The organism is Mycobacterium sp. MAA66 (assembly GCF_041261665.1).
In the GTDB taxonomy this organism is placed as follows: Bacteria; Actinomycetota; Actinomycetes; order Mycobacteriales; family Mycobacteriaceae; genus Mycobacterium.
Window position 1 is genome coordinate 206,041 of sequence record NZ_JBGCCC010000005.1, and the last position, 25,237, is coordinate 231,277.

Here is a 25,237-nt window from a genome sequence, read left to right on the forward strand (position 1 = left end):
TCATACTGAGCGACAGGTTCTTCGCGCAAGCGCTCATACTGAGCACACGTTCTTCGCGCAAGCGCTCATCAATTGCTCCTTCAACACTCGGCGCAACACCTTTCCGGATGGGAGACGTGGAATCTCCGGTACGAAAACCACTTTCGACAGATGCTTGTAGGAGGCCAGGCACTCGGCGACAGACTGGGCCAACTCGTCGGCTTCGACCTGCCCCGCGCGGGCCACCGCAGCCACCACGGCTTCACCATCCGCCGCGTCGGGTATCCCGAACGCAGCGCAATCGGCCACGGCGGGGTGCCCGAGGAGGACCGACTCGATTTCCGCAGGGGCGACCTGGAATCCGCGGACCTTGATCATCTCCTTGGCCCGGTCGGTGATATACAGCCGTCCGTCGACATCGAGGTAGCCGATGTCCCCGGAGCGGTACCAGCCGTCTTCGAAGGCCGTAGCGGTGTCGGTGTCGGGTACGTAGCCGGCCATCACCGCATCCGAGCGCACCTGGATCTCGCCCTCAGCGCCGGCGCCCAGGACCTCATCGGAGTACACGGAGCGGATGCGGATCTGCACGCCCGGCGCTGCCTTACCGACGGTGTCGAGATTCCCGCCGATCTCGTTGCAGGAGAACAACACAACCTCGCTGGATCCACTGGCGGTCAACCACGGCACGCCGGTACGCCGAGTGATCTCTTCGGCCACACTGGCTGTCACGGGCGTCGCACACCACATCATGAAACGCAGGGACGACAGGTCGTAGGACTCCAGGCCGGGATGCGCAGCGAGCGCCAAAGCCATTGGGGCAACCACCATCTCGACGGTGACGCGGTCGTCCTGGATGTGCTGGAGCATCGCGTCGATGTCGAATCGCGGATGTAGCCGTTGCCAGACCCCGGCGTCGAGCGCCGTCAAGATGTTCAGTAGGCCCAGGATGTGGGAGGGCGGAGTCATGATCTGCATGCGGTCGGTGTCGCCGAGTCCCAGCACCGCGCGCCACTGGTCGACGGCCGCCCTGAGCCCCCGGTGGGTGTGCCGGACCGCCTTGGGCATGCCGGTGGTGCCGGAGCTGAACACCAGCACGGCTTCACCATCGAGGGGCGCGGGCTGGACGGAGCCGTCGGGCACGGGCTCATCGAGATGCAGCATCGGCATGAGGTCGGCCAGCACCTCATGGTCGCCGACCGCGGCGGCCGGCGCCGTGAGATTCAGGGCGTGGAGCACCTCGGTCCGTTTCCACGCGGGGCTGAGCAGGACGACCGAACCGCCCAGCCGCCAGATGGCCAGTACCGCCACCACGAACTCCGGGCGGTTGGATGACATCAGGGCGACCCGATCGCCGGGGACGACGCCGCGGCGCCGTAATTCGGCGGCCATTCGGTCGGCCATCGAGTCGAGATCGGCGCGGCGGTACTGCCGGTGGCCGAACGCGAGCACGACCCGATCAGCCACTCGCCCTCCTCGACGATTCTTGTTGAGAAGATGGTATCACCCTGCGAGAATGATATTCTCGCTAGATCAGAATGCACGTGTCAGTACTTGGCCAGGAGGACCGATGACCGTAGAAGCACTGGACACCCAGGTCGCCGAGGTCACCATCATTTTCGACCGCAGATCCACCAAAGCCACCCAGGTCGCAGGCGAGACCATCCTGGAGACCGCCCGGCGTGCCGGTCTGACGCCACCGTTCTCCTGCGAAGCCGGAAACTGCGGCACCTGCATGGCCAAGCTGACCGAAGGCGCGGCGACGATGCGGGTCAACGATGCGCTCACCGAGGACGAAGTTCAGGACGGCTACGTGCTGACCTGTCAGGCAGTTCCGACCACCACCACAGTGGTCTGCGACTACGAGGACTAAAACCCGCTCACCTATTGTTTGCCTCAGCACGATCCATACCCGCCCAAGGTCGACGCAATGCGGTTTGATGTATTCATGGCCGCAGACTGGTCGGCGATGGCAGGAAGGCACCGATGGGCACGATTTATAACGACGTCACGGAGTTGGTCGGGCGCACACCGTTGGTGCGACTGAACCGCTTGACCGCCGATCTCGGTGCGCAGGTGGTGGCCAAGCTGGAGTTCTACAACCCCGCCAACAGCGTCAAAGACCGGATCGGAGTGGCCATCGTTGATGCCGCCGAGCGTTCCGGTGCCCTCAAGCCCGGCGGCACCATCGTGGAAGCCACCAGCGGCAACACCGGCATCGCACTGGCGTTGGTCGGCGCGGCCCGCGGCTACAAGGTCATCCTGACCATGCCGGAGACCATGTCCACCGAGCGTCGGGTGATGTTGCGGGCCTTCGGTGCAGAAATCGTGCTCACGCCGGGCTCCGAAGGAATGGCCGGCGCCGTGGCCCGGGCCAAGCAGATCATCTCCGAGACCGAAAACGCCGTGTCCGCCGACCAGTTCGCCAACCCGGCCAACCCGGCGATCCACGAAGCCACCACCGCCGAGGAGATCTGGGCCGACACCGACGGCGAGGTCGACATCTTCGTGGCCGGCATCGGCACCGGCGGAACGCTGACCGGGGTCGGGCATGTGCTCAAGGCACGCAAGCCCGGGGTGCAGATCGTCGGGGTCGAGCCCGTGGACTCCCCCATCCTCACCGGCGGCGCGGCCGGCCCGCACAAGATTCAGGGCCTTGGCGCCAACTTCATTCCGGAGATCCTCGATCGCGACGTCTATGACGAGATCATCGACGTCGCTTTCGATGACGCGATCAAGACCTCGCGGGCCTTGGGCACCGACGAAGGCATTCTGGGTGGCATCTCGGCAGGAGCGAATGTCTGGGCTGCCTTGCAATTGGCAGCGCGCCCCGAGAACGCCGGCAAGCTGATCGTGGTCATCATTCCGGACTTCGGTGAGCGGTACGTTTCCACGGCGCTGTACGAGCACATCCGGGACTGAGAACATGACCTTGTGGTCGGCCGTGCGCGAGGACCTGACGAACGCACGCAGTCACGACCCGGCTTCCCGCGGTGATCTCGAGAACGCGCTGGTGTATTCGGGTCTGCACGCGATCTGGTCGTACCGGGTCGCTCATCAGATGTGGGAGCGACCCGCGTTGCGAGGACCGGCCCGGGTGCTCGCGCAGCTGACTCGGCTGTTGACAGGCATCGAGATCCATCCGGGCGCGACCATCGGTCGCCGGTTCTTCATCGACCACGGCATGGGCGTGGTGATCGGCGAGACCACCGAGATCGGCGACGACGTGATGCTCTATCACGGGGTGACGCTAGGCGGTCGGAGCCTGAACCAGGGCAAACGTCACCCGACCCTCGGAAACCGCGTCACCATCGGCGCCGGAGCCAAGGTCCTGGGCCCGGTGAAGATCGGTGACGATTCGGCGATCGGCGCCAATGCCGTTGTGACACACGATGTTCCAGCCGATTCCATCGCCACCGGAATCCCAGCCCTGGTGCGCCCACGCACCGACAAGCAACGCGAGCAGGGCGTCGACCCGACGACCTACATCGACCCCGCGATGTTCATCTGAGGCACTGATTTCAGCTGTCGGCGCCGAGAAGCGGTGGTGGCCGGTAGTCCGGCACGTAGCCGTCCACGCGAATCGAGCTGCCCACCAATCGATATGGCCCGGCCTTCACCACTGCCTCGGGCCGGGCGTCGAGCGCTTCGGGCAGCGTGCGCACCGCGGCCGCCGGGATCCCCAACGGTTTGAGTCGGGCCTCCCAGTTCGCCGCTGTGTCGGTGGTCAGGGCGCGTGACACCACGTCGAGCACCTCGTCGCGCTTGGCCACCCGCTCGGCCATGGTCTCGAAACCCGAGATACCGGCCTCCGACGCGAACGACCGCCAGAACCCGTCGTGCGTGACGAACAAAGCCAAGTATCCCGATGCAGTCGGAAACAGTTGCGCCGGAACATAAAACGAGTGCGCACCGAAGGGCCGCCGCTGCGGTTGCACTCCGCTGTTCAGGTAGGCCGACGCATGGTAGTTCAACTGCGAGAGCATCACGTCGCGCAGGCTGACATCGATCTGGCCGCCGCGGCCCGAGATGACCTGCGCCAACAAGCCGAGCGCAGCAGTCAGTCCCGTCGAATTGTCCGCGGACGAATAGCCCGGCAATGTGGGCGGGTCATCGGGGCTGCCGGTCAGCGCGGCGATACCGGTGGCCGCCTGCACGATGTAGTCGAAGGCCGGGTCGTCGCCGTCGTGCAGGCCGAACCCGGTGACCGCCACGCACACGAACTTCTCGTTGTACCTGCGGAGTGCGTCGTAAGTGAGCCCCAGCCGGTGAATGGCCGACGGCTTCAGATTCACCAGCAGTGCATGGGATTCGGCGACGAGTTCACCGAGACGGCGCTGCCCCTCTTCGGTGGCCAACTCCAATACGATGCTGCGCTTGCCGCGGTTGAGACTGGCGAAGTAGTCGTCGCTGACCTGCCGGGAGATGTCCCCGGTCGGCGGCTCGAGCTTGGTCACCTCGGCGCCGAGGTCGGCGAGCATCATGGTGGCGTACGGGCCGGCCAGCATGGTGCCGACCTCGAGGATCTTGATGCCCGTGAGCGGTCCCGTCATTGCGCCGAGGATACGGTTTGTGACGGGATCGGGCCGAAAAGTCGCAATAAACCGTAGCTTCGGCGGCTCATCGGACCTGCTTGGCGAGCTCTGCGATCACCTCACGGGTGCGGTACTTCGACGCGATCAGCTCGTCGCGGCTGTCACCGATCGGCAACAACCGCACCGACAGATCCGTCACGCCGGCATCGGCGAACTGCTTGAACCGCCGAAGAATCGCGTCCTCGTCACCGGCCGCGCACAGGTCACCGACATCACGGGCATCGCCGCGCTCCAACAGTCGCTGATAGTTCGGCGACACCTCGGCCTCGCCGAGGATCCGGTTGGCCCGCTGCTTGGCATCGTCGACTTGCGAAGGCGCACACAGACATACCGGGATACCCGCGACGATCCGCGGCGCTGCGCGGCCCGCAGCTTCGGCGGCCCTGGTGATCTTCGGAGCGATGTGGTCGCCGATCGCTCGTTCGTCGGCCATCCACAGCACGGTGCCATCGGCCAGTTCGCCGGCAATCTGGAGCATCACCGGGCCGAGCGCCGCAATCAGCACGGGCATCGGGGTGTCCGCACCAATGGCCGTCGGATTGTGCACGGTGAACGAATCATTCTCCACATCAACAGATCCCGGCCCGGCGATGGCGGTGTTCAGCACCTGCAGGTAGTTCCGGGTGTAGGCGGCCGGCTGGTCGTACGGCAGTCCCAGCATGTCCCGAATGATCCAGTGATGCGACGGCCCGACGCCCAACGCGAGCCGACCATCGGACACCGCATGGGTCGAGAGTGCCTGGCGGGCCAGGGCAATCGGATGCTGGGCTTGCAGCGGCACCACCGCGGTCCCCAGCTCGATGCGGGAACTGTGTGCGGCCATCAGTGCCGCCATGGTCAAGCAGTCGAAGTCGTCGGGCACCTGCGGCATCCATGCGGTGTCCAGTCCAGCGGACTCGGCCCACTCGATGTCGGATACCAGCTTGGACACCTTGCGCGCCATGTCCCCACGCTCGGCGCCGATCATCACGCCTAATCGCATGCCCGTGCCTTCCCCGTCAGAGCCCGAACCTCGGTGACCAGGGTGTCGAGCGCGGTGCCGGTCGGAAAGACCGCGGCTGCACCGGCATCGAGCAGCTTCTGCACATCGCCCTGCGGGATGGTGCCACCGACAACGACGGCGATATCACCCGCGTCAGCAGCACGTAGCGCCTGCACGGTCCGGGTGGTCAGCGCTACGTGCGCACCAGAGAGGATCGAAAGGCCCACCAGCGCAACGTCTTCCTGCAACGCGATCGATACGATGTCCTCGATGCGTTGCCTGATACCTGTATAGATCACCTCGAAGCCGGCATCGCGCAGGGTCCGGGCGACGATCTTGGCACCCCGGTCGTGACCGTCCAGCCCGGGCTTGGCCACCAGCACGCGAACCGGGCTGTCACTCATTGGATTGCTCCTCGCGTGCGCGCCATCAGAACACCACCGGCTGCTGAAACTCGCCCCACACCGACTTCAGCGTCGACACCATCTCTCCCACTGTGCAATACGCGTTGGCGCAGTCGATCAGCCGGTGCATCAGGTTGTCATCACCCTCCGCGCCCCTGGCCAATGCCGCCAACGTCTCTTTGACGGCTACGTCGTCCCGTTCGGCCTTCACCTTTGCCAGCCGCTTGAGTTGCAGGTCACGCCCCTCAGCATCGAGTTCGTAGGTGGCGATCTCCGGCGCCGGCTCGTCGACCACGAACCTGTTCACCCCGACCACCGGACGCGCACCGGATTCGGTCTCCTGGTGGATCTTGAAGGCTTCGTCGGCGATGAGCCCTTGCAGGTAGCCGTCTTCGATGCACCGCACCATGCCGCCGTGCGCGTCCAGATCGGCCATGATCTCGATGATGCGGTTCTCGGTGGCGTCAGTCAGCGCCTCCACGAAGTACGAACCACCCAGCGGGTCAGCCACTTTCGTCACGCCGGTCTCATAAGCCAGGATCTGCTGGGTGCGTAGCGCCAGCGTCGCCGACTCCTCGCTGGGCAGCGCGAACGGCTCATCCCAGGCCGCGGTGAACATCGATTGCACTCCGCCCAGCACCGATGCCAGCGCCTCATAGGCCACCCGCACCAGGTTGTTCTGCGCCTGCGGGGCATACAACGATGCCCCGCCCGATACACAGCCGAAGCGGAACATCGACGCCTTGTCGGTGCCGGCACCATAGCGCTCCCGCACGATGGTGGCCCAACGACGCCGTCCCGCACGGTATTTGGCGATCTCCTCGAAGAAGTCGCCGTGGGTGTAGAAGAAGAATGAGATCTGCGGAGCGAACTTGTCGATGGACATCCGGCCACGCTCCACGACCGTGTCGCAGTACGTGACGCCGTCGGCCAGGGTGAACGCCATCTCCTGTACAGCGTTGGCGCCGGCATCCCGGAAGTGCGCTCCGGCAACCGAAATGGCATTGAAGCGCGGCACTTCGGCGGCACAGAACTCGATGGTGTCGGCGATCAGCCGCAGCGACGGTTCCGGCGGCCAGATCCAGGTACCGCGAGAGGCGTACTCCTTGAGGATGTCGTTCTGGATTGTGCCGGTGAGCTTCTCGCGCGGCACGCCCTTCTTCTCGGCGGCGGCGACGTAGAACGCCAGCAGGATGGCCGCGGTGCCGTTGATGGTGAAGCTGGTACTGATCGTTTCCAGCGGAATGCCATCGAACAAGATCTCGGCATCGGCCAGGGTATCCACCGCGACGCCGACCCGACCCACCTCTTCGCCGTACTCCGGGTCATCTGAGTCGTAGCCGCACTGAGTGGGCAGATCCAGTGCGACCGACAGGCCGGTGCCGCCCTGGTCGAGTAGATAGCGATACCGCTTGTTCGACTCCTCGGCCGTGCCGAAGCCCGAATACTGCCGAAAGGTCCAGGTCTTGCCGCGGTAGCCGGACGCGAAGTTGCCGCGGGTGAACGGGTACTCGCCGGACGCAGGCGGCTCCCCGGCCCGGTCGCTCGGGCCGTACACCGGTTCCAGCGGGATGCCCGAAGGGGTCTGCACGATCTCGCTCATCACTGGATAACGTACTTGCCAAAAATGAGAATGCCAATACCGCTGTCGGAAAATGTGGGCACGACATGCGGTTTCTCATCCAGACCCAACGTGCAACCGCACCCCGACCGTGGCCGCGCGAATCGGTCTGCGAATATCGCATTTGCCAAAAATGAGAATGCCAATACCATCGAGAACGACACCAAGGAGGGCAATGTCCTGCGACAAGCACTCGCTGGCCGGTAAGACGCTGGTCGTTTCCGGTGCCAGCCGCGGTATCGGCCTGGCCATCGCGCTCGGCGCCGCCCACCACGGCGCCAACGTCGTGCTGCTGGCCAAGACGGCCGAACCTCATCCCAAGCTGCCCGGCACCGTGCACACCGCGGTCGCCGAGATCGAAGCCGCCGGCGGCAAGGGTGTCGCAGTGGTGGGCGACGTACGCAAGGAAGAGGACGTCCAGCGCGCGGTCGACGCCGCGGTCGAGCACTTCGGCGGCATCGATATCTGCGTGAACAATGCCAGCGCCATCGCGGCCGAGCCCACCGAGGCGTTGGCCGCCAAGAAGTACGACCTGATGATGGACATCAACGTACGCGGCACCTTCCTGCTGACCAAGGCCTGCCTGCCGCACCTGCGAAAGTCGGCTGCGCGCACGCAAGGAGCACGGATAGCCGGAGCCCACGTGCTGACCATCTCGCCGCCGATGAACATGAACCCGCACTGGCTCGGTGCGCACCCGACCTACACCCTGTCCAAGTACGGCATGACTCTGCTGTCACTGGGCTGGGCCGAGGAGTACCGCCACGCCGGCATCGGCTTCTCGTGTCTTTGGCCGGAGACCTACATCGCCACCTCAGCAGTGGCCAACTCCCCTGACGGCAAAGCGCAGCTGCAGTCCTCGCGCAGCCCGCAGATCATGGCCGACGCCGCGATGGAGATCTTCAGCAGCGCTGCCGCCGCGGTGACTGCGCAGACCTTCATCGACTCGGACGTCCTCAAGTCCGCCGGGGTCACCGACCTTTCGCGTTACGGTGGTGGCGACCATCCGATCATCGACATATTTGTTGATCAAGTGTGAGTGTGGACCCGTCATGAGCATCTCGCTGCTGTTGGAAATGGCCTCGTCGGCCAATCCGGACCGCACCGCGCTGGTGGCCGGCGAGACCCGTTTCACCACAGCCGAACTCAGCGCGCTCGCCGACGGCGGGGCGGGCGTCATCGCCGCGTCGGGTGCCCAGCATGTTGCCTACGTCGGTGCCGGCGCGGCCATGCTGCCGCTGCTGTTGTTCTCGGCTGCGCGGGCCGGTGTTCCGGTGACGCCACTGAACTATCGCTTGTCGACGGCGGCTCTGGCCGAGTTGATCGAGCGGCTGCCCTCGCCGTTGGTGATCGTCGACCCCGAGTATGCCGACGTGGTATCCGGGATGTCGTCCACCGATTTCGTCGCCTCGGCCCGCACGGCCGAACCCAATGTCGAGTTCGCCGACCCGGATGCGGTGGCCGTGGTGCTGTTCACCTCGGGCACCACATCCAAGCCCAAAGCCGTTGAACTGACCCACAACAACCTGACCAGCTACATCACCGGCAGCGTCGAGTTCGATTCCGCCGAGCCGGGTGACGCGGCGCTGATCTGCGTGCCGCCGTACCACATCGCCGGGGTCAGTGCGGCACTGTCGAACCTGTACGCGGGCCGAAAGATGGTGTACCTGCCGCAGTTCGATGCGCACGAATGGGTGCGCCTGGTGGGCGATGAGGGCGTCAGCTCGGCGACCGTGGTGCCGACCATGCTGGATCGGATCATCACGGTGTTGGAAGAGACTCCGACCCCACTGGCTTCGCTGCGGACCCTGGCCTACGGCGGGTCGAAGGTCGCATTGCCGTTGGTGCGCAAGGCACTTGACCTGCTGCCGGGCGTCGGTTTCGTCAACGCGTATGGACTGACCGAGACCAGCTCCACCATCGCGGTGCTGACGCCGGACGACCACCGGGCCGCCCTGGGTTCGTCCAGCGCAGCCGTCGCCCGCCGGCTCGGATCGGTCGGTCAGGCCGTTCCCGGTGTCGAGGTACAGATCCGCGCCGAGGACGGGACGGTGCTGGGCGCGGGCGAGACCGGCGAGTTGTTCGTTCGCGGGGAACAGGTTTCGGGTCGCTACACCGGCATCGGATCGGTGCTTGATGCCGAGGGCTGGTTCCCGACGCGCGATGTGGCGATGCTCGACCACGAGGGTTATCTGTTCATCGGCGGCCGGTCCGACGACACCATCATCCGCGGCGGTGAGAACATCGCACCTGCGGAGATCGAGGACGTGTTGGTCGAGCACCCGTCGGTACGCGATTGCGCGGTGGTCGGTGTCGAGGACGCCGAGTGGGGCCAGATCATCGTCGCGGTCGTGGTGCCCGCCGGTAGCGAACCATCACCCGAAGAACTGCGCGACTTCGCCCGCGGACACTTGCGTGGTTCGCGCACCCCGGACCGGGTGGTGTTCCGCGATGAGCTGCCCACGAACGCCACCGGTAAAGTGCTGCGCCGCGAGCTTATTCGCGACCTGACCCCTTCCAAGGAGCCCGCATGATCAAGAACGGCACCCGCCTGCAGAGCCAGGTCTGCGACACCCAGGTGATCGTGGTGCGCAGCGCCGACAGCCTCGATGATCTGCGGGCCGGCGGTGCGCCGATGGTCGCGGTCGGCGGCGAGGTCGACTCGTCGCTGGCGCTGGATCCCGCGCTGTCGGATGGCACCCTGATGGGAAAGCGTTACGTCGATGACGGCGGAGCTGAGGTGTTGGTGACCAAGGCCGGCGCCGGCACCCTGTCGATCGGGTCGGCCCCGCTGTCGATCAAGGAAGCCAAGCCGCTGCCCGCCAGCGACTAGCTTCGCCGGCACCCACTCAGCCACCCCGCGCCTTTCGCGCCACAGCAGTAACACGCGCACCTGCGCGGAAGACTCTTCGTTGTGCCCGCCTATTTGCGACAAAACGAACCGCCACGCCGCACCGCACCTTCACTCGCTCACTTTGTCGCAAATAGGTGGGCACAACGCCACTACCCTCGGCCAGCGACGGATGGGGCCAGTGTTACTCGACCCCGAACATGTCAGCGGCCGGTGCCATCCTCGGCTGATGAACGTCATCGAATCTTCTTCTGGCCCATTGGTCTTGCGCTGGACCAATCTGCGCTACGTGCTGACCATGAACTTGGCGGTGCACGGCACGATGACCATCAAAGAAATGGTCGAGCTGCTAACCGAGCAGGGCTTCACCACCGCCGGCCGCCCCTCTAAATGTATTTCGGATGCACTGCGCACCGAGCGTGCACGCGGCCGGGTATGGCGCCGCGGGCGCGGCCGCTACGGCCCAGGCTCAATGCCGCGCAGCACCGAGTACCGCATGCACCAGCGCTGGCTCGAACTGCGTGCCCGCGCCCGTGGCGACCAGGCCTAGGCGTGCCGGGACGTCACCCCGCCGTCGACGACGATCTGAGTTCCGGTGATGAACGACGCCTTCGCCGACATGAGGAATGCCACCGTCGCGCCGATCTCCTCCGGCTGGCCAAGACGACCCAGCGGAGCGGCAGCAACGAACGCCGACTTGACCTCGTCGACCGCCAGCGCGTCGGCCAGCATCGGCGTCTCGATGAAGCCCGGGCAGACCGCATTGACCCGAATTCCGATGGGCCCCAATTGACCAGCCATCGACCGAGTCAGGCCCAGCAGGCCGGCCTTGGACGCGCAGTACGCCGGGATGAACGGGTTACCGACCAATCCCTCGATGCTGGAGATGCCCACAATCGACGGCGCAGCGCCGCCGGCGAGCGCCTGCTTGAAATGCGGCAGCAGCATCTGTGACAGCAGCGCCTGCGCCCGCAGGTTCACATCGACGACGGCATCCCATGATTCGGCGGTGAAGGCGCCGACCGGCTCGGCGGCCACCCGGCCCGCGGCGTGGACCAGGCCGTCGATCCCATCCAGGGCGGCGGCCGCAGCCGCGACGCCGGCTGACATCGACTCGGTGTCACTGCAATCGACCACGAATCCGTGCGCACCGATCGACGAGGCCACCGACTCGACCTGCGGCGAGATGTCGAACAACGCCACCGCGCGGCCGTCGGCGATCAACGCCTTGGCCGACGCCAGTCCGATACCCGAAGCGCCACCGGTAACCACCACACCACTCACGAAGGACCTCCCGTTGATCGAGTCTGGCTGGCATTGAACCTCAAAGTCAGCGCCTGCGTTCGAGATCGTCCCAACTAGCGGGCTCTGCGCGCCGGGGCCGCACTCACCACGTCATCGGTGAACCGGTCCAACAACAGCGACTGGGTCGCGGCCAGGTGCCGGCGTGCGATCCGCTCGGCGTCATCGGCACGCCCGGCGGCGATGTCCGACACCAGCCGACGGTGAGTTCGCACCGCACCGCGTGCCTCGGCAACCGATGGGTACTCGCCGCGCTTGGTCAACGCCGCGGCCCACTGCTGCTCCTGCGCCGACCACAGCGCCACCAGCGACCGCACCACATGTCGGATCGTGTCGTTGGGCGTGAAAGCGACCACCAGATCATGGAATTCGCGAGCGATCCGGGTGAACTCGATACCGTCTTCGACCACCTCGGCGCTGGCGTCGACGTTGGCCGTCAGCACTGGAACGACCTTGTTCAGCCGGTCCGGCCGCCGGGCCACCTCACCAACGCACATCGGCTCCAGTCGCAACAACGCCGACGCCAGGTCCCCGAGTGTCACGCCTTCGCCCTGCAATACCAGGCCCAGGTGGTAGGCCGCCGAGGCGCCGTCGGGCCGGTGCACCTCGGCTCCGCCGACGCTGCCACGCCTGACCGTGATCAGCCCCTCGGTTTCCAGAATGCGCAGCGCCTCACGGACCGACGGATAGCTGACCCCGAACTCGGTGACCAACTGGTCCTGGGTGGGCAGCTGGTCGCGCATGCGGCCCGCAAGTATTCGCTCACGCAGGTCGCCGGCGATCGTCTCAGCAATTCGCTGCTGCGGTGTGCGCCGTGGCATGAAATCAATACTAGCAATCCTTATAAGGATTGACATACGATCCAAGCGTGGACTTCGAGATGGGAGCCAAGGCCGAGGCCCTCCGCCGGGAACTTCGCACGCTGGTGAAAAAGCATGTACCCGAAGACTTCCTGGGCGCCTTCACCGATAACCCCAATGACCTGGCGACCGCACAACAGTTCTGCCGACTACTCGCCGAGCAGGGCCTGCTATGCATGTCCTGGCCACCGGAGTACGGCGGGCGCGGCTCATCCCCGTGGGAGCAGACCGTGGTGCGGGAGGAGATGTGGGCGCACCACGAACCGCGCGGTGCGCAGTACATGGGTGTCAACTGGGTCGGCCCGACTCTGATGCGGCACGGTACAGCCGAACAACAAGCCCAACATCTGCCGCCCATCGCCAAGGGCGAGGTGATCTGGTGCCAGGGCTTCAGTGAGCCGGAGGCGGGCTCAGACCTGGCATCGCTACGCACCCACGCAACTCGCGACGGCGACGGCTGGCGGATCAACGGTCAGAAAATCTGGACCTCGTACGCCACCATGGCCCAATGGATCTTCCTGTTGGCGCGCACCACCAAAGTCGGTGAGCCACTGCACAACAACCCTACTCAGACCGCCGCCAAGAAGCAGCAGGGCCTGACCATCTTCCTGGTACCGATGTCCGATCCGGCGATCACGGTCCGGCCGATTCGCGCCATGTTGGGTCCGCACCACCTCAACGAAGTGTTCTTCGACGACCTGCGGGTCACCGAGGCCGACCTGCTGGGCACCGTGGACGACGGCTGGTCGATCGTCGGCGACGTGCTGTCCTTCGAACGGGTCGGCATCGCCCGATACGCCCGGTGCGACCGGCTGTTGCGGCTGGCGCCAACGGTGTTGGGCGACCGATGGGACGACGTACCCGACGAACTCAAGAGCCGCTGGACCCGGATGCTCACGCATTGTCGGCGCGCCCAGTTGATGGCATACCGCATTGTGGCGCTGCAGAGTTCGGGGACGGTGTCGCCCAAGGACTCGGCCGGGTACCGCATCGCGGTGACCAAACTTGATCAGGACAGCGCCGAGGTGCTGATGGAACTCGCGGCCCATCTGGACACCTCGGATGACGACCGCCTGCTGCGCGCCGAGATCGAAGATCATTGGCGCTACTCGCAGGCCTCGACGGTGTCGTCGGGAAGCATCGAGATGCAGCGGATCCTGCTGTCCCGGAACATGTTGGCGGTGAAGTGAACATCGAATTCTCCGACGAAGCAACCGAATACGGCCACCAGGCCTCGCGGGCCTTCGAAGCTGCCGGTGGCGACGCGCTGGTTCAGCGCGCCCAAGCCGACCCGACCATCCGGGGACCGCTGATCGCCCCGATCCTCAACGAGCTCGGTGCGCTGGATCTGGAACCCCGCAGCGATGCCGACCAACTCGAGGCGACTGCCGCCTTGTGCCGCAGCGCAGGCTATTGGGCGCTCCCCTATCCGGTTGCCGAACGACTCTGTCGGCCAACTGATCTGGATGTCGACGGCCTGGTGGTGGTCGCGCAGCGTCCGCAAGCCGCGATCGGTGGGCTGCATGAACGTTGGGGCGCTGTCACCCTGGACGGAGCCCGCAGCCTGGCAACACCCAAAGCTGCGGGTATCGCGTTCGTCGCCGACCTGGACCTGCAGCCAGTCGACCCCGACGGCACCAAGGACTTGGCCTTGGCGCTGATGCTGCCGGTGTGGACGCTGCTCGGCATGCTCGACCGGGCGCTCGATCTGACCATTGCCCACGTCAACATCCGCAAGCAGTTCGGTCAGGCCCTGTCGGGTTTCCAAAGTGTGCAATTCCAGCTGACCGACGCCGAGGTCGAGCGCAGCGGACTGGAAATGCTTGCCCGCCATACTCTCTGGAGCGTCGCAGCCTGCCGTGAGGCAGCCCTCGACGACGCGCTGGCCCTACGAATGGCCGCATTGGAAGCCGCCGAAGTGGTGTTCCGCGTAACCCATCAACTGCACGGTGCCTCCGGCTTCTGCGATGAGACCACGCTGTCCTGGCTGTCGCGGTACAGCCAACCGCTGCGCCGGTTGCCGCTGGGGCTGTCGGCAACCCGCGACCTGTTGACCCGGCGGATCGGCAGCGCCGGATTGGCCGCGCTGTCGTGACCGCAGAGTTCCGGCGACGGGTCCGGGAGTGGTGCACAAGCCACATCCCGAAAGACTGGCGGCAGTCCCAAACCGGCGTCAGCGACACCGAATTCGTGCGGTTCCAGCAGGACTGGTTTCGACAACTGCGCAGCGCCGGCTTCGCCGTGCCGCATTGGCCGGCCGAATGGGGCGGCGGCATGTCGGTGGACCAGCAGGTCGTGCTCTACCAGGAGCTGGCCGTTCACGACGCGCCGCGACTGGTCTTGCAGTTCGTCAGCATTCACCATGCCGCCGCGACGTTATTGGCCGCGGGCACCGACGCCCAACGCCGCCGACATCTACCGGCCATCCTCGACGGCGAGATCTGGGTGCAGGGATTCTCCGAACCCGAAGCCGGCTCCGACCTGGCGGCACTGCGGACCACCGCCCGCCGGGACGGGAGGAACTTCGTGGTCAACGGCCAGAAGCTCTGGGCCAGTGGCGGATTGCACGCGGACTGGTGCCTCCTGCTCGCCCGCACCGACCCGGACGCCCCGAAACGCAAAGGCATCTCGTACTTCTTGATGGACATGCGCTCCCCCGGCGTGGACGTCCGGCCGATCCGCAATGCCGTCGGCGAGTCGCACTTCTGTGAAATCTTCCTGAACGACGTGGTGATTCCGGAGGCCAATCTCGTCGGACCGGAGAATGCCGGCTGGCAGGTGGCGCAAGAGACACTGGGCACCGAGCGTGGCATGACCATGCTGGAGCTGGCCGAACGGCTCGGTAACGCCGGGTTCCGCTGGCTGGTCGATGAATGCCGAAGCACCAACGCCATGGACAGCCGGGCGCGAGACCGGTTGGCACAGTTCGAGATCGAGATCACCGGGCTGCGGGGCCTGTGCCGTGACATGGTATCCGGCGAGGCCGCAGGCGCGGCTGATGCCTCGATCATCAAGCTGTTCTACAGCGAACTGCTGCAACGCATGACCGACTTCGGCACCGAGATCGCCGGCCTGGACACCCACGCCATAACAGCCAAGCCGATGTCCAGCGGCTGGGAATCCGGCGCGTGGATGCTGGACTTCATCGGGTCGTGGGAATGGACGATTCCCGGTGGCGCCAGCGAGATTCAACGCAGCATCATCGCCGAGCGCGGGCTCGGACTGCCGCGGGAGCCGGCATGACGCAGATGCGCGAACTTCACGACGAGTTGCGTTCAGTGGCTCGTGATCTGCTTGCCACCCAACCGGATTGGCCACAAATCGTCGATGCCGGCTGGACCGCACTGGAAACTTCCGAAGCTCGGGGCGGCTCGGGCGCCTCGTTCGCCGAGACCGCAATCTTGCTCGAGGAGATGGGCCGGGCCGCCGCCACGCAGTCATTGCTCGGCATTGTCCTGGCCGTCGGCGCACTACCCGAGGCCGACGCCGCCCTGATCACCCGCGCCGCGGTCGCCAACGGATTCACCGTCACGGACGGAAAGGTCAGCGGGCGAGCCGAATTCGTCCCGGACGCCCCGGGCGCCGAGCTTCTGCTGCTGGTCGCCGAGGACACCGTGGTGACCGCGCCGGTTGTGGTCACCCGGCAACCAGTTTTGGATGAGACGCGATCGCTGGGCATCGTGGTGGCCGACGAAGCGCCGATCACACAGACCTGGCCGCTGGCACCCGGAATCCAGCAGCGGGCGCAGGTGGCCATCGCCTGCGACAGCCTGGGCATCGCCGAGGCCATCCTGGCCAGGACCGTCGACTACGTGACGATCCGCAAACAATTCGGCCGAGCCATCGGCTCGTTCCAAGCAGTCAAGCACGCCTGCGCCGACATGCAGGTCAAGATTTCGATTGCCCGGCAATTGGTTTCGTCAGCGGCATCCGCCATCGCCGATGGGCACGACGCGACCGTCCAAGCGCACATGGCCAAGTCGTACGTCACCGAGATGGCCGTCGACGTCGCCGGCAAGGCCATGCAACTACACGGCGGCATCGGCTACACCTGGGAAAGCGGCGTGCACGTCTACCTCAAGCGGGCCGCGCTCAACCGGGCGCTCTACGGCTCCCCTGCCCAGCACCGCCAGGCGCTGGCCAGGCGATTCACCGCCTGAAATGCCGGGCATTCCCAGCTGACCATGGTTGGCTGGGAGCGCCATGATCAAACGAATTGCGGTGCCGCTGCTCACGTTCGCGCTTGTTTCCAGCGGGTGTTCGCTGCTGCACGGCCACCAACCGCAGGACGCATTCAATGCCTTCGTCGACGCGCTGCACCGCAAGGACAGCGACGCCGCGGCCGGCGACACCGACAACTCCGACCAGGCCACCCCGGTGATCAAGGCGATGTTCGACGGCATGGGCAAGGACGCGACCGTCGACGTCAAGTCCGCGGTGTCCGGCGACGAGAACAAGTCAACGGCCAAACTCAGCTACACCTGGACGTTCGCGCCCGGTCACCAGTTCACCTACGACACCATCGCCACCGCCGCCAAGGTCGGCGACGACTGGAAGGTGCACTGGACTCCAGCGGTGCTGCATTCGAAGCTGCGACCAGGTGTGAGCTTCCAGTTCAGCCAGGACAAAGCCCTGCTGACGCCGGTGGTGGACCGCGACGGCCAGCCGCTGCTGAACTGGCAGACCATCGGGGTCGTCACGCTCAGCCGCGATCACCTCGACTCGGCTGCAGCGCTGGTGCCAGTACTGCAGCGATTCGACAACACCATCACGGCGGACTCGATCACCAATCAGTTCAACGGAAATCAGGACGACCGCGAGACCGTCATCAAGCTGCGCGAGCACGACCTGGACCAGGTCAGTGACGACCTCAACCAGATCGCCGGGGTGAACGTCGCCAAACAAGGCCAACTGCTGACCGCCGACCCGAACCTGCACTCGCCGGCCATCGCCGGGCTGTCCGACGTCTGGCAGAAGACCATCGACGCCACTGCAGGCTGGTCGGTCGAACTCGTCGACGCCAACAACCAGCCCACCGATGAACTTGCCGCCACGCCGCCGGCGGACACCAAGCCGATCCGTACCACCCTCGATCCCCGGCTGCAGTTGTTGGCCCAGCAGGCCGTGGCCACCGACCCACGTCCGACGGTTCTGGTGGCCATCGCACCCAGCACCGGCGGCATCCTGGCGGCGGCGCAGAACGAAGCGGCCGACGCCCAGGGACCGATCGCGTTCACCGGCCTGTACCCGCCGGGCTCGACGTTCAAGACCATCACCACCGCCGCCGCCTTGGACAAGGGGCTGGCCACCGCCGATACCCCAGAGCAGTGCCCGGGCACGGTGACGATCGAGAACCGCACCATCCCCAACGAGGACCAGTTCAGTCTCGGGACGGTCCCGCTGTCCGAGGCGTTCTCGCATTCGTGCAACACCACGATGGCGGCGCTGGCCGACCGGTTGCCGCCCGATGCACTGCCGAACATGGCCCGCAACTTCGGGATCGGCGTGGACTACGTCATCCCCGGGATCACCACGGTCACCGGCAAAGTGCCCAATGCCGACACCCCGGCGCAGCGGGTGGAGAACGGTATCGGGCAGGGCACGGTGACCGTCAGCCCGTTCGGGTTGGCCGTTGCCGAGGCCAGCCTGGCGCATGGCTCGACGATCACCCCGGTGCTGCTGCCCGATCAGAAGACCACGGCCAGCTCCCCCTCGGCCCCGATCCCCGGAGCGGTCGCCGACGCGCTGCGCGCGATGATGCGACTGACTGTCACCGATGGCACCGCGGCCTCGCTCAAGGACATCGATGGCCTCGGCGGCAAGACCGGCACGGCCGAGTTCGGCGACAACACCCACTCGCACGGCTGGTTTGCGGGGATCGACGGTGATCTCGCGTTCGCGACGCTGGTGGTCGGCGGGGATTCGTCGACACCCGCCGTCACGGTCACCGGCAACTTCCTACGCGCCATGGGCTCGTGAGCACTCGCATAGTGAGTGCCGGCGGTACGGTTTTTGACACAAATCGGCCCGGTTTCGTCACAAACCGTCGTCTCGACGCAATCCAGTTACGGTCGGCGTGCCCTGCCCGCGAACCGCGTCACCACTTGGGATTCTGGATCGATGCGGGTTGACGGACGCGAGGTCGCGGTCTCGGGTCGTCTGCTGCAACCAGTGACCCGCCGCACCAACGACATCCTGCGGTTGGTCGCCGCGTCGGCCTTCCTGGCCACGGTGATCACCAGCTCACTGATCACCCGCCGCGACTGGGTGGCGCTGGAGAAGTCGATATCGCGCGTGGTCGGAGTGCTCTCACCCACCCAGTCCAACCTGGTGTATCTGGCCTACGGCGTCGCGATCCTGGCGTTGCCGTTCGTGATCCTGCTCAGCCTGCTGGTCTCCCGCCAGTGGAAACTGCTGGCCGCGTATGCGATCGCCGGCACCCTCGCAGTGCTGGCGCTGTCGGTCAACGCCAATGGCGTCGCGGCGCCCAAGTGGCATTTCGATCCGTCCGACCGACTCAACTCGGTGCTCGCGCAGTTTCTGGACGATCCGCGCTGGATCGCCTGGCTCGCCGCGGTGCTGACGGTGTCCGGGCCGTGGCAGCCGGCCCGGCTGCGACGCTGGTGGTGGACCCTGCTGCTGGCGTTCGTGCCGATCCATCTGGTGGTCAGCGCCATCGTGCCGGCCCAGTCGCTGCTGGGTTTGGCGGTCGGCTGGTTCGTCGGTGCGTTGGTGGTGCTGGCCAGCGGCACGCCCGCGTTGGAGGTTCCACTGGTTGGCGCGGTACAGGCGCTGGCCCGCCGCTCGTTCACGGCCTCGTCGCTGACGGTCGTGCGGCCGGCGGGGGCCGGGCCTTTGGAACTGTGCGCCGAAGCCGACAACGGCAGCCGGGTCGTCGTCGAGATGTACGGCCCCAATCAGCGCAGTGGCGGCGCCCTGAGCCAGGTGTGGCGCAAGATCACCCTGCGCAACGACGAGACCGGGCCGCTGCAGACGTCGATGCGGCGGGCCGTCGAGCACCGCGGGCTGATCACCATCGCGGTCAGCGAACTCGGGCTGGCCAACACCAAGACGCTGACGGTGGCATCGCTGGACCGCGGCTGGACGCTGATCGCGCGGACTCCCGTGCGTGGCCAGGTACTGACCGGCCAGACCCCGGTGCAGACGGTCTGGAACGCCCTGAGCATGCTGCACAATCACCAGATCTCGCACGGTGATCTGCGGGCCTCGGAGATCACCGTCGAGGACGACGCCGTCCTGTTCGGCGGACTGGAGAGCGCCGAGTACGGCGCCTCGGACGTACAGCTGCAGTCCGACTTGGCGCAGTTGCTGGTGACCACGACCGCGCTCTACGGCGCCGAGCCGGCGGTGACGGCGGCCATCGAGAGCTTCGACAAGGACGTAGTGTTGACCGCGTCGGGACGGCTAACCAAATCAGCTGTCCCGCAACGACTTCGGGATGGAATCCCAGAGGCGTCGAAGGTCATCTCCGCGGCCCGCGATGAGGTACAACGGCAGACCGGTGCCGACAAGATCCAGACCGAGACCATCACCCGCTTCACCCGCAACCAGGTGATCCAGCTGGTGTTGATGGTGGGCCTGGTCTATGTGGCGTACCCCTTCATCAGCGCGGTGCCGACCTTCTTCTCCGAGCTGCGCACCGCGAACTGGTGGTGGGCGCTGCTCGGGTTCGTGGTCTCCGGGCTGACGTATGTGGGTGCGGCAGCAGCACTTTGGGCCTGCGCCTCAGAAGAGGTGAACTTCGGCAAGTTGGCCATCATGCAGGTGGCGAACACCTTTGCCGCGACCACCACTCCCGCCGGCGTCGGTGGGCTGGCCCTCAGTACGCGGTTCTTGCAGAAGGCCGGGTTGGGCGCGGTTCGGGCCACGGCGGCGGTGGCCATGCAACAGACCGTGCAGGTGCTGACCCACGTGGCCCTGCTGATCATGCTCAGTGCGGTTGCGGGCGTGTCGGCCAACCTGTCGCATTTCGTGCCGTCGACCACCGCGCTGTATCTGATCGCCGGCGCAGCGCTGGGTGTGGTCGGCGCGTTCATGTTGGTGCCGCGGGCACGCCATTGGTTGGGTACCTCGCTGCAGCCGCGCCTCGCCGAGGTGTGGGCCGATCTGATCACCCTGGCCCGCCAGCCCCGGCGACTGGGACTGGTGATTCTGGGCTGCGGCGCAACGACTCTCGGTGCGGCGCTGGTGCTATGGGCCAGCATCGAGGCCTTCGGTGGGACCACCTCGTTCGTCACAGTGTGTGTGGTGACGATGATCGGTGGCACCCTCGCGTCAGCGGCGCCGACGCCCGGCGGCGTGGGCGCGGTCGAGGCGGCATTGATCGGTGGTCTGGCCGCATTCGGGTTGCCTGCCGCGGTGGCGGTGCCGTCGGTGTTGTTGTACCGGGTGCTGACGTGCTGGCTGCCGGTATTCATCGGGTGGCCGGTCATGCGCTGGCTGACCCAGAACGACATGATCTAGCGGACCACCCGCGAGACAACCTCGAAACCAACTGCACGGCGAAAAATCTGCAAGTAAACCGCCGTGCAGTTGGTTTCGGGATGGACTACTGCCACATCGCCGCTCTATGGGCAAGCATGCGATATCGCTACATCCCGGCGAGCATGCCCTGCATCTTGGTGATCTCGCCCTGTTGAGCGGTGACGATCGCCTGCGCCATGGCCTTGGCGTCCGGATTGGTGCCATTCTTCAGCTCATCGTCGGCCATGGTGATCGCGCCCTGATGGTGCTCGACCATCATCTGCAGCCACATCTTGTCGAAGGCCGGACCGGTGAGCCCCTCGAGTGCGGTCATCTGCTGCGAGGTCATCAGACCCGGCATCGAGTGATTCATGGTGGCCGACGGCGCGGGCTTGCCGAAACCGGCCAGCAGCGTCGTCATCTGCTGCATCTCCGGTGCCTGGGCGTTCTGGATGGCCGTAGCCAGGTCCGTGACCTGCTGGTTCTGCGACCGAGTCGGCACCAGCTTGGCCATCTCGACGGCCTGGGCGTGATGCGGGTACATCATCTGCAGGAACATCACGTCGGCGTCGTTGAAGTTGGCAGCGGGCGCCGTGCTCGATTGCATACCTGGCATGTCATGACCGGACATGGCCATGCTGGAGCTGCTGCCGGCCGGCTTCTGTGTCGAGTCGTGTTCGCTGGGCGGGCTACACGCAGAGAGCGCGAGGACCGTTGCGGCGGCACCGACGGCGATGGTTGTGATTTTGAACATGGTTGAACTCCTTGGGAATTGGACTTGAGGGCTGACCGGAGCGCGGCCCATCAGATCCGCAGCAGGGACATTTCAGCCAGGGTCAACACGGTCCATGGCGGCGCGCGTTGCCTGCGCCGCAACACTTCTCGGATCCGAGACGGGGTGCGCGCATCGGCCGTCGCGCCGATCCAGCACAAGAGCGCCAACGCCGCCAAGACCAACAGATCGGTCATGACGAAGACACATGCATGGAAAGCGTTGTGCCCGTTGCAGTCGCACGGGTCGCCCAGTTGCACCTGGTGCGCCGCCACATGCACAGCGGCGCGCTCAGCGTGCAGGGTATGCCCCCGAGCGACGACCAGCGAGTGCATCCCGATGACGCCCACGATCAGCACCAGCACACCGAGCAGACGCCAGCGCACGTAGCGTTGCGTCACATCGGCCTCCGGTTCGACTTGGCGGGCGGTGTGGCAACCATACCCCGCGGGGGTATACCCGGGAAGCCCGGGGCCAGAAGGGCGTCACCGAATCGTTGGCCGACGTAGCATTTCGGCATGTCGACGACGATCGAAGCGGCGCGTCCCCTGGTTGCCGTCGGCTACCTGATCGGAGCGATCGGCATCCCGGTGCTCGGACTCGTGCTGCTGATCCTCGGACTGGTTCAACGCAGTCGATCCAAAACCGCCGCGCCGCAGTACCCCTACCCGCCGATGCCGCCGGGCTATCCCCCGCCCGGCTATCCGCAACCGGACTATCCACCGCCCGGCTATCCGCAACCGGGCTATCCACCACAGCCGCCGAGCTATCCGAACCCGTACTACCCACCGCCGCCGCCACCACCGCCGGCCAAGCGCGGCACCGCCTTGATCATCATCGGGGCGCTACTGGTGGCGTTCGGATTACTCGGCGTCGTCGGGCGATTGGCCGCGAACAGCACGCGGCACGAGTCGACGGTGAGCCTGCCGACCAGCCAGCCGACCACGCAGACCACCGACTCCACGCCCGGCGCGGCCCTGCAGGTCGGCCAATGCATCACCTCCGCCGGATTTCGGTCGCGCATGTTCCTCGACGCACACGACTGCAACGACGTGACGTCGACGTTCCTGCTCTCGGCCAAGGGCGACCAGACAGCCACCTGCCCCGACGGCAAGCGCGACGACTCCATCTACTCGGTGTTGAAGAACGATGCCGTCACGCTGTGCTTCGAACCCAACATGCAGGTCGGCAAGTGCTACACCCCGGACGACGCGACCGCATCGATCAGCTACTCCGCCAGCTGCGGACAGGGTGATCTCAAGGTTCAATTGCGCATCGACGGCAGCACAGACACGGGCCCGTGCCTCGGAACCAAGGCCATCGCCTTCCCCGATCCCGCGGTGGTTTACTGCATCGTCCCAGCTTCGCCCTAGGATCCTGCCAACACCCTGAGAGCGACGCGCGTCACGGCTGAGGGCCAGCGTGTCAACCGTCATACTGAAGCGATTCTAAGAATATTTAGTGGCGCTATTATTATTCACGTATGGGTCGGGAAGCATTGAGTGGGACTGAAGCTGAATCGGCACAGGCGATCGAGAACTACGTCCGCGCTGACGGCACCATTGTCATACCCGATGGCATCACGCTGACGTCGTTCCTCACCCGCAACCGTGCCATCCATGGCGACGAGCCGTCGTACCGGTTCATCGACTACTCGCAGAACTCGGACGGCGAGGTCGTCGAGCTGAGCTGGAATGGGCTGTGGGCGCAGGTCAGCGCCGTCGCGGCCCGGCTGCAACAGGTCACCTCACCCCGCGACCGAGTAGCAATTCTGGCGCCGCAGGGCGTCGACTACGTCGCCGCATTTTTCGCGGCAGTGCACGCCGGCAATATCGCCGTACCGCTGTTCGCGCCGGCGCTGTCCGGCCACGCCGAGCGGCTGGCCGCGGTGGTGTCGGACGCCAAGCCGACAGTGGTCCTGACCACCAGTGCCGCCGCTGAGTCGGTCCGCACCTTCACCAAGACGCTGCCCGCCGCAGAACGCCCGCGGGTGATCGCCGTGGACGCCGTTCCGGACACCCTGGCCGACATGTACGTCGATCCGGAGAACCGCACCGACGACATCGCCTACCTGCAGTACACGTCGGGGTCTACCCGCACCCCCGCCGGCGTGGAGATCACCCACCGCAACGTGTGCACCAACGTCATCCAGATGATCCTGGCCGGCGACCTCGACACCACCATCCGCAGCGTCAGCTGGCTCCCGCTGTACCACGACATGGGCCTGATCATGATCATGTTCCCGGCCTTGTGTGGCGGTCACATCAACCTGATGGACCCGATGGCGTTCGTGCGACGCCCGTATCGCTGGATCAAGCGACTGTCTGACGCAGCCGCCGAAGGGCCGACGCTGGCCGCGGCGCCGAACTTCGCGTTCGAATTGTGTGCACAGCGCGGGCTGCCCCCGGCCGGCGAGACCATCGACCTGAGCAATGTGGTGACGCTGCTCAACGGCTCCGAGCCGGTGACACTGCCCTCGATCGAGCAGTTCATGAAAGCGTTCACCCCGTACGGTCTGCCCGAGACCGTGGTCAAGCCGTCCTATGGGATGGCCGAGGCGACGTTGTCGGTGGCCAGCATCGCGCCGAGCGAGAAGCCCCAGGCCACCTACCTGGATCGCGAAAAACTGGCTGCCGGCCATGCAGTCGTCGTGGACCCCGACGCCGAAGGCGCCGTCGTCCACGTGTCGTGCGGCCGGGCCATCCCGAACCAGTGGGTGGCGATCGCCACCCCTGACGGCAACGAAGCCGAGGACGGCGTCGTCGGCGAAATCTGGTTGCACGGCAACAACATCGGACAGGGCTACTTCGGTCGCCCCGACGAGTCGCAGCGCGTCTTCGGCAACAAGTTCCAAACCCGGTTGGCCACCCGCAGCCATGCCGAGGGCGCCCCGGACAACGGAACATGGTTGGCCACAGGCGATCTCGGCGTGTACGTGAACGGCGAACTGTTCGTGACCGGCCGGATCAAGGATCTGGTGATCGTCGACGGCCGCAACCACTACCCACAAGACGTCGAGGCGACGGTCAGTCTGGCGTCGTCGGCGGTGCGCTCTGGCTACGTGACGGCCTTTGCGGTGCCGGGCAATTCCGGTGAGCAGTTGGTGGTGGTGGCCGAGCGCGCTGCCGGTTCGGGTCGCGCCGAGTCAGAGCCGATCACCGAAGCGATTCGGGCTGCGGTATCCCGTCATCACCAGGTTCGGGTGGCCGACGTTCGGCTGGTCGCAGCCGGTCGGATTCCGCGGACCACCTCGGGCAAGCTGGCCCGCAGTGCGTCGCGGACCGAGTACCTGGCCGGGGCGTTCGACTAACAGCCGTTCCGGCACGGGTGCGTTCCTACCGCGAGCGGCGTGCCTGCTCTGCTGCAGTAGTTGCGATCTGGAGCTGTCAG

General features: G+C 65.9%; 24 protein-coding genes. 15 read left to right on the plus strand and 9 right to left on the minus strand.

Features of this window, described 5'->3' with window-relative positions; genetic code table 11:
* Positions 1 to 33: 33 nt before the first annotated feature.
* On the minus strand, positions 34 to 1,443 hold the full coding sequence (locus ABIA30_RS17275) for a class I adenylate-forming enzyme family protein (protein ID WP_370067502.1): 1,410 nt from the start codon (positions 1,441 to 1,443) through the stop codon (positions 34 to 36).
* A gap of 103 nt (positions 1,444 to 1,546) precedes the next feature.
* Between ABIA30_RS17275 and ABIA30_RS17280 the strand changes: the two genes are divergently transcribed.
* The 3 genes from ABIA30_RS17280 (at position 1,547) to epsC (ending at position 3,487) form a co-directional block, all read left to right on the plus strand.
* Positions 1,547 to 1,849, plus strand: coding sequence for a 2Fe-2S iron-sulfur cluster-binding protein (locus ABIA30_RS17280; RefSeq protein WP_370067504.1), 303 nt, complete (start codon positions 1,547 to 1,549; stop codon positions 1,847 to 1,849).
* 113 nt (positions 1,850 to 1,962) lie between these two features.
* Positions 1,963 to 2,898 (plus strand): cysteine synthase A, encoded by a 936-nt coding sequence (gene cysK, locus ABIA30_RS17285; RefSeq protein WP_370067506.1) that lies wholly within the window; start codon positions 1,963 to 1,965, stop codon positions 2,896 to 2,898.
* Between the two features lie 4 nt (positions 2,899 to 2,902).
* Positions 2,903 to 3,487 (plus strand): serine O-acetyltransferase EpsC, encoded by a 585-nt coding sequence (epsC, locus tag ABIA30_RS17290; RefSeq protein WP_370067508.1) that lies wholly within the window; start codon positions 2,903 to 2,905, stop codon positions 3,485 to 3,487.
* Between the two features lie 10 nt (positions 3,488 to 3,497).
* Here epsC and ABIA30_RS17295 read toward each other — a convergent pair whose 3' ends face one another.
* The 4 genes from ABIA30_RS17295 to ABIA30_RS17310 form a co-directional block, all read right to left on the minus strand.
* The gene (locus ABIA30_RS17295; protein ID WP_370067510.1) at positions 3,498 to 4,529 is read right to left on the minus strand and encodes a CaiB/BaiF CoA transferase family protein; all 1,032 of its coding nucleotides are present in this window, start codon (positions 4,527 to 4,529) and stop codon (positions 3,498 to 3,500) included.
* Between the two features lie 67 nt (positions 4,530 to 4,596).
* Positions 4,597 to 5,553 carry an LLM class F420-dependent oxidoreductase gene (locus tag ABIA30_RS17300; protein ID WP_370067512.1) on the minus strand — a complete coding sequence of 319 codons (957 nt, stop codon included), beginning with the start codon at positions 5,551 to 5,553 and terminating at the stop codon, positions 4,597 to 4,599.
* Entirely contained in the window at positions 5,544 to 5,957 is a 414-nt protein-coding gene (locus ABIA30_RS17305) for a cobalamin B12-binding domain-containing protein (protein WP_370067514.1), read from the minus strand. The genes ABIA30_RS17300 and ABIA30_RS17305 overlap by 10 nt, the downstream gene beginning before the upstream one ends.
* 25 nt (positions 5,958 to 5,982) lie before the next feature.
* Entirely contained in the window at positions 5,983 to 7,560 is a 1,578-nt protein-coding gene (locus tag ABIA30_RS17310; protein ID WP_370067516.1) for a methylmalonyl-CoA mutase family protein, read from the minus strand.
* Positions 7,561 to 7,753: 193 nt separating this feature from the next.
* Here ABIA30_RS17310 and ABIA30_RS17315 point away from each other — a divergent pair, with 193 nt between their 5' ends.
* The 4 genes from ABIA30_RS17315 (at position 7,754) to ABIA30_RS17330 (ending at position 10,979) form a co-directional block, all read left to right on the plus strand.
* Entirely contained in the window at positions 7,754 to 8,617 is an 864-nt protein-coding gene (locus ABIA30_RS17315) for an SDR family oxidoreductase (protein WP_370067518.1), read from the plus strand.
* 13 nt (positions 8,618 to 8,630) lie between these two features.
* Positions 8,631 to 10,112, plus strand: coding sequence for a class I adenylate-forming enzyme family protein (locus tag ABIA30_RS17320; RefSeq protein ID WP_370067520.1), 1,482 nt, complete (start codon positions 8,631 to 8,633; stop codon positions 10,110 to 10,112).
* Positions 10,109 to 10,411 (plus strand): hypothetical protein, encoded by a 303-nt coding sequence (locus ABIA30_RS17325; protein ID WP_370067522.1) that lies wholly within the window; start codon positions 10,109 to 10,111, stop codon positions 10,409 to 10,411. The genes ABIA30_RS17320 and ABIA30_RS17325 overlap by 4 nt, the downstream gene beginning before the upstream one ends.
* Before the next feature lie 247 nt (positions 10,412 to 10,658).
* A complete protein-coding gene (locus tag ABIA30_RS17330) occupies positions 10,659 to 10,979 on the plus strand; it encodes a hypothetical protein (RefSeq protein ID WP_370067523.1) in 321 nt (106 codons plus the stop codon).
* Here the strand turns inward: ABIA30_RS17330 and ABIA30_RS17335 are convergent.
* On the minus strand, positions 10,976 to 11,713 hold the full coding sequence (locus ABIA30_RS17335) for an SDR family NAD(P)-dependent oxidoreductase (protein WP_370067525.1): 738 nt from the start codon (positions 11,711 to 11,713) through the stop codon (positions 10,976 to 10,978). The genes ABIA30_RS17330 and ABIA30_RS17335 overlap by 4 nt on opposite strands.
* A 74-nt stretch (positions 11,714 to 11,787) precedes the next feature.
* Positions 11,788 to 12,552, minus strand: a complete 765-nt coding sequence (locus ABIA30_RS17340; RefSeq protein WP_370067527.1) for a FadR/GntR family transcriptional regulator — start codon at positions 12,550 to 12,552, stop codon at positions 11,788 to 11,790.
* Positions 12,553 to 12,599: 47 nt separating this feature from the next.
* On the opposite strand from ABIA30_RS17340, the gene ABIA30_RS17345 reads away from it, so the two are divergent.
* The 6 genes from ABIA30_RS17345 to ABIA30_RS17370 all read left to right on the plus strand — a co-directional run bounded on the left by ABIA30_RS17345 (position 12,600) and on the right by ABIA30_RS17370 (position 21,075).
* Positions 12,600 to 13,781 carry an acyl-CoA dehydrogenase family protein gene (locus ABIA30_RS17345; RefSeq protein ID WP_370067529.1) on the plus strand — a complete coding sequence of 394 codons (1,182 nt, stop codon included), beginning with the start codon at positions 12,600 to 12,602 and terminating at the stop codon, positions 13,779 to 13,781.
* Positions 13,778 to 14,686 (plus strand): acyl-CoA dehydrogenase family protein, encoded by a 909-nt coding sequence (locus tag ABIA30_RS17350; protein ID WP_370067531.1) that lies wholly within the window; start codon positions 13,778 to 13,780, stop codon positions 14,684 to 14,686. Before ABIA30_RS17345 ends, ABIA30_RS17350 begins: the two co-directional genes overlap by 4 nt.
* Positions 14,683 to 15,834, plus strand: coding sequence for an acyl-CoA dehydrogenase family protein (locus tag ABIA30_RS17355; protein ID WP_370067533.1), 1,152 nt, complete (start codon positions 14,683 to 14,685; stop codon positions 15,832 to 15,834). The genes ABIA30_RS17350 and ABIA30_RS17355 overlap by 4 nt, the downstream gene beginning before the upstream one ends.
* The gene (locus tag ABIA30_RS17360; protein WP_370067535.1) at positions 15,831 to 16,751 is read left to right on the plus strand and encodes an acyl-CoA dehydrogenase family protein; all 921 of its coding nucleotides are present in this window, start codon (positions 15,831 to 15,833) and stop codon (positions 16,749 to 16,751) included. The genes ABIA30_RS17355 and ABIA30_RS17360 overlap by 4 nt, the downstream gene beginning before the upstream one ends.
* Positions 16,752 to 16,794: 43 nt before the next feature.
* The gene (locus tag ABIA30_RS17365; RefSeq protein ID WP_370067537.1) at positions 16,795 to 18,570 is read left to right on the plus strand and encodes a penicillin-binding transpeptidase domain-containing protein; all 1,776 of its coding nucleotides are present in this window, start codon (positions 16,795 to 16,797) and stop codon (positions 18,568 to 18,570) included.
* Positions 18,571 to 18,711: 141 nt separating this feature from the next.
* Entirely contained in the window at positions 18,712 to 21,075 is a 2,364-nt protein-coding gene (locus tag ABIA30_RS17370; RefSeq protein WP_370067539.1) for a lysylphosphatidylglycerol synthase domain-containing protein, read from the plus strand.
* Between the two features lie 127 nt (positions 21,076 to 21,202).
* On the opposite strand, the gene ABIA30_RS17375 is transcribed toward ABIA30_RS17370, so the two are convergent.
* Positions 21,203 to 21,829, minus strand: coding sequence for a DUF305 domain-containing protein (locus tag ABIA30_RS17375; protein ID WP_370067541.1), 627 nt, complete (start codon positions 21,827 to 21,829; stop codon positions 21,203 to 21,205).
* A 50-nt stretch (positions 21,830 to 21,879) separates the two neighbouring features.
* Positions 21,880 to 22,248, minus strand: coding sequence for a DUF6153 family protein (locus ABIA30_RS17380; RefSeq protein WP_370067543.1), 369 nt, complete (start codon positions 22,246 to 22,248; stop codon positions 21,880 to 21,882).
* Positions 22,249 to 22,365: 117 nt separating this feature from the next.
* Between ABIA30_RS17380 and ABIA30_RS17385 the strand changes: the two genes are divergently transcribed.
* Entirely contained in the window at positions 22,366 to 23,220 is an 855-nt protein-coding gene (locus ABIA30_RS17385; RefSeq protein ID WP_370067545.1) for a hypothetical protein, read from the plus strand.
* 110 nt (positions 23,221 to 23,330) lie between these two features.
* On the plus strand, positions 23,331 to 25,157 hold the full coding sequence (locus tag ABIA30_RS17390; protein WP_370067547.1) for a fatty acyl-AMP ligase: 1,827 nt from the start codon (positions 23,331 to 23,333) through the stop codon (positions 25,155 to 25,157).
* Positions 25,158 to 25,237: the final 80 nt, after the last annotated feature.

Coding starts and splice junctions, on each gene's coding strand:
- ABIA30_RS17280 (WP_370067504.1), top strand. CDS start 1,547: ATGACCGTAGAAGCACTGGACACCCAGGTCGCCGAGGTCACCATCATT.
- cysK (WP_370067506.1), top strand. CDS start 1,963: ATGGGCACGATTTATAACGACGTCACGGAGTTGGTCGGGCGCACACCG.
- epsC (WP_370067508.1), top strand. CDS start 2,903: ATGACCTTGTGGTCGGCCGTGCGCGAGGACCTGACGAACGCACGCAGT.
- ABIA30_RS17295 (WP_370067510.1), bottom strand. CDS start 4,529: ATGACGGGACCGCTCACGGGCATCAAGATCCTCGAGGTCGGCACCATG.
- ABIA30_RS17300 (WP_370067512.1), bottom strand. CDS start 5,553: ATGCGATTAGGCGTGATGATCGGCGCCGAGCGTGGGGACATGGCGCGC.
- ABIA30_RS17305 (WP_370067514.1), bottom strand. CDS start 5,957: ATGAGTGACAGCCCGGTTCGCGTGCTGGTGGCCAAGCCCGGGCTGGAC.
- ABIA30_RS17310 (WP_370067516.1), bottom strand. CDS start 7,560: ATGAGCGAGATCGTGCAGACCCCTTCGGGCATCCCGCTGGAACCGGTG.
- ABIA30_RS17315 (WP_370067518.1), top strand. CDS start 7,754: ATGTCCTGCGACAAGCACTCGCTGGCCGGTAAGACGCTGGTCGTTTCC.
- ABIA30_RS17320 (WP_370067520.1), top strand. CDS start 8,631: ATGAGCATCTCGCTGCTGTTGGAAATGGCCTCGTCGGCCAATCCGGAC.
- ABIA30_RS17325 (WP_370067522.1), top strand. CDS start 10,109: ATGATCAAGAACGGCACCCGCCTGCAGAGCCAGGTCTGCGACACCCAG.
- ABIA30_RS17330 (WP_370067523.1), top strand. CDS start 10,659: ATGAACGTCATCGAATCTTCTTCTGGCCCATTGGTCTTGCGCTGGACC.
- ABIA30_RS17340 (WP_370067527.1), bottom strand. CDS start 12,552: ATGCCACGGCGCACACCGCAGCAGCGAATTGCTGAGACGATCGCCGGC.
- ABIA30_RS17360 (WP_370067535.1), top strand. CDS start 15,831: ATGACGCAGATGCGCGAACTTCACGACGAGTTGCGTTCAGTGGCTCGT.
- ABIA30_RS17365 (WP_370067537.1), top strand. CDS start 16,795: ATGATCAAACGAATTGCGGTGCCGCTGCTCACGTTCGCGCTTGTTTCC.
- ABIA30_RS17370 (WP_370067539.1), top strand. CDS start 18,712: ATGCGGGTTGACGGACGCGAGGTCGCGGTCTCGGGTCGTCTGCTGCAA.
- ABIA30_RS17375 (WP_370067541.1), bottom strand. CDS start 21,829: ATGTTCAAAATCACAACCATCGCCGTCGGTGCCGCCGCAACGGTCCTC.
- ABIA30_RS17385 (WP_370067545.1), top strand. CDS start 22,366: ATGTCGACGACGATCGAAGCGGCGCGTCCCCTGGTTGCCGTCGGCTAC.
- ABIA30_RS17390 (WP_370067547.1), top strand. CDS start 23,331: ATGGGTCGGGAAGCATTGAGTGGGACTGAAGCTGAATCGGCACAGGCG.